This window comes from Bartonella sp. CL25QHWL (assembly GCF_042195335.1).
Taxonomy (GTDB): Bacteria; Pseudomonadota; Alphaproteobacteria; order Rhizobiales; family Rhizobiaceae; genus Bartonella.
In genome coordinates this window covers 1-2,512 of record NZ_JBHIOE010000048.1, presented here as the reverse complement: position 1 = coordinate 2,512, position 2,512 = coordinate 1, and the positions used below count along the sequence as shown (strand labels likewise).

4 protein-coding genes and 1 pseudogene are annotated in these 2,512 nt (G+C 46.9%); all 5 read right to left on the bottom strand.

The window, feature by feature from the left end; genetic code table 11:
* Nucleotides 1-940 (bottom strand): annotated as a pseudogene (locus ACFILY_RS09330) (hypothetical protein); the annotation flags it as partial.
* Nucleotides 933-1,514, bottom strand: a complete 582-nt coding sequence (locus ACFILY_RS09325; protein ID WP_375631553.1) for a phage protein Gp27 family protein — start codon at nt 1,512-1,514, stop codon at nt 933-935. The gene ACFILY_RS09325 and the pseudogene ACFILY_RS09330, both read right to left, overlap by 8 nt.
* Nucleotides 1,477-1,833: a hypothetical protein gene (locus ACFILY_RS09320; protein WP_375612320.1), complete on the bottom strand. Its 357-nt coding sequence runs from the start codon at nt 1,831-1,833 to the stop codon at nt 1,477-1,479. The genes ACFILY_RS09325 and ACFILY_RS09320 overlap by 38 nt, the downstream gene beginning before the upstream one ends.
* Nucleotides 1,830-2,144, bottom strand: a complete 315-nt coding sequence (locus ACFILY_RS09315; protein WP_375607966.1) for a DUF2730 family protein — start codon at nt 2,142-2,144, stop codon at nt 1,830-1,832. Before ACFILY_RS09315 ends, ACFILY_RS09320 begins: the two co-directional genes overlap by 4 nt.
* Complete coding sequence (locus tag ACFILY_RS09310) at nt 2,141-2,383, bottom strand: hypothetical protein (protein ID WP_375664619.1); 243 nt, start codon at nt 2,381-2,383, stop codon at nt 2,141-2,143. Before ACFILY_RS09310 ends, ACFILY_RS09315 begins: the two co-directional genes overlap by 4 nt.
* Nucleotides 2,384-2,512: the final 129 nt, after the last annotated feature.

Genomic DNA, 2,512 nt, shown 5'->3' with positions numbered 1-2,512 from the left:
CATCCACACAAGCAAAACGCAACACTGCAATGTCAGGCGCACAACAATTTTCAATCTGTAAGCGTATTAAAGCAGCCCCTTCTTGATCGGCTGGTATGGCATCTAATTCTTGGCGCATAGCAGCCAAACGCACCCCATAAGACGCGCGAATTTGATCTTCCCATTGTTGCTCAGACGCTAAACTCCACACCTCCCCCTTCATGGCACAAACTCGTTTAAACAAGCCATTTTTAACAGCGACACCAAAGGGGTAACAATGCACCGAAAAAGGCACTTTTCCTGCTCGCGCCTCACGGATCAGTTCATTGAAAGGATTGAGCACACCATTATGGGTGGAGATCACACGGATTTTTCCTCCCCAAATGAGCAAAGCATTGACTGCATCCAAAACAGAGCGCACATCTTGATGAAAAGCCGCCTCGTCAATCACTACAATGCCCTGTAACCCCCGAATGTTTTCAGGGCGGCTAGAAAGCGCCTCAACCCGAAACCCCGAAGCAAAACGCACCCGATAAGCAGAGATATATTTCGTTGAACCATCCGCCCTTTGATCAGAGAATAAAAATTCCTCCACATCCCCACTATTACGAGTGATTGCCCTTGCAAAATTGCTCACATAACCAATAAATTCACGTCCCTTTTCTTTGGTGTCTCCAATATAAAAAACATTATCGCCACCAGCCTTAAGCGTTGCTGCCGCAATAAGGGTATCATCCAAAGCTTCCGCAAAAGTAATGCCGGTCCGCCGCCCCTTTTCAACCAATTTTAATGGGGACTTATCTTCTATCCATGCCCGTTGATGCGCCATCAAAACGCCTTCCGCTAAGGGATCACTCTCTTTGGGAAAAGTACTTCTCTGCCAAATGTCATAGGTATTCTGATGTTCACAGCCATGACTTTTAAAAGCAATCTGTTCAGAAAAATTTTGCCCTTCAGCCATGTTTTACCCCCAACACCTGCGCACGAATAGCTCGCGCTGTTTCTTCTGAGAGCCCCGCCGCTGCTGCTGCTGCGTCAACCGCTTTGCTTGCTTTGCTGGTAAAATCCTTCTCTAATCTTTGCCGTCTGGTGGTCGACAAATGTTCAGCCGCCAACACGCCTTTAAGCGCATTGGCCAATTCTTGTGCTGCCTTTGGCGAAAGGTTTTTCCCACTGCTCAACGTTGAAAAAATCAACTCCTTAATCGCTGCTGCCGTCAAAAGAGTGATATTATCAGAAGCTTTAGCATCAAAGCGCTTGGAGAGGCTTGCGGCAATTTCTCTTGTCTGTTCTAGGCGCCGTGACATCACGGCTAGCCGCAAAGAATAACGATTAAAACTGGAAAAAGAGGGAATAGAAAAGCTGAGACCCGTTTCCTTTCGTAAAGCCTTCAAAGCCGCTTTAAACTCACCATAAATAGCCATTTGTGTCTTCTCACGCCCATTTAAAGCCTCAGCAGCAGCAGCAATAATTTGATCACAAGCTTGCGGCAATAAATCAATCGCCGTTAAACGTCCACGCCCGACCTTGCGCATCCTTCACCTCGTCTTTTATTGATGAACGTTTAGGCCGCTTAATCCCCTCAATGGAAAAGCTCCGGTCTAAATGACGCGCTCCCCGTTCTGTTAACGCCGCAAGAAAAACTGAACCCACACATTTTAAAGTAACAGCACCTTGATCTTCCATCCATGCCAGTTCATTATGCACAAAATCGCGATCGCGTCTGATGCCATAACTGTATAAAAGCCGCTCAATCATCGCACTCGATAAAGTTTCGCTGCGCTCACAAGCAAGCCCTTTTAAAATAATCAACCGCGCTTCTTCACGGATGATTTTATCCATATCTGCTTTCATTTCTTGGCATTCTCCAACAAAAACTCTTGCAAGCGCTCACCAATGGCTGCCACCGGTTGTAATTGTGCAGAAAGCGTGTTGAGACGACCATTCAATTTCTCCATATTCACTTCCAATCTTTGCAGCGCATCACGATCAGGCAAAAAGTCCATCTCTGTTTCTAACTTTTGCACACGCTCTTTAAGCGCCGTGATATCTTTCAGCATTTCCCGCGCACCTGAAGAAAAATAGGCTCTCAAAACCCCACAAATCGCAATAACCGATAACAATAAAGACAACCAGCCATTGGCAACACTGATATCCAAATTCACTTAAAAGTCCCCTCTCTTTTGCCTAAAATCGCCAGCTCCGCAGCTTTTCTGCGCTGTTCACAAATCAATAAAGCAGCACGATCACGTCCCCAATAGTGCACCACTTCGCGCGCATTCAAAGCACGCTCTGGCAATAAAGCTGGGCGGGCACACGCCATGCGAACAACAGGCGGCAACTCAACCGATAAAAAATGATAAGAAAGGCTACCCACCGGCTTGTGTGTTGAGCAAGCGCACACGCTCAAGCCCAATGCCACCGCCAGTAACCGGCAACTTCTCATTGACTTCCTCCATTTTCACAAGCTTTTGTTCCAAAGCCGAAATCACCCCTTGCGCTTGATGCTCAGCTTCAAACGCTGCTTGCCTTT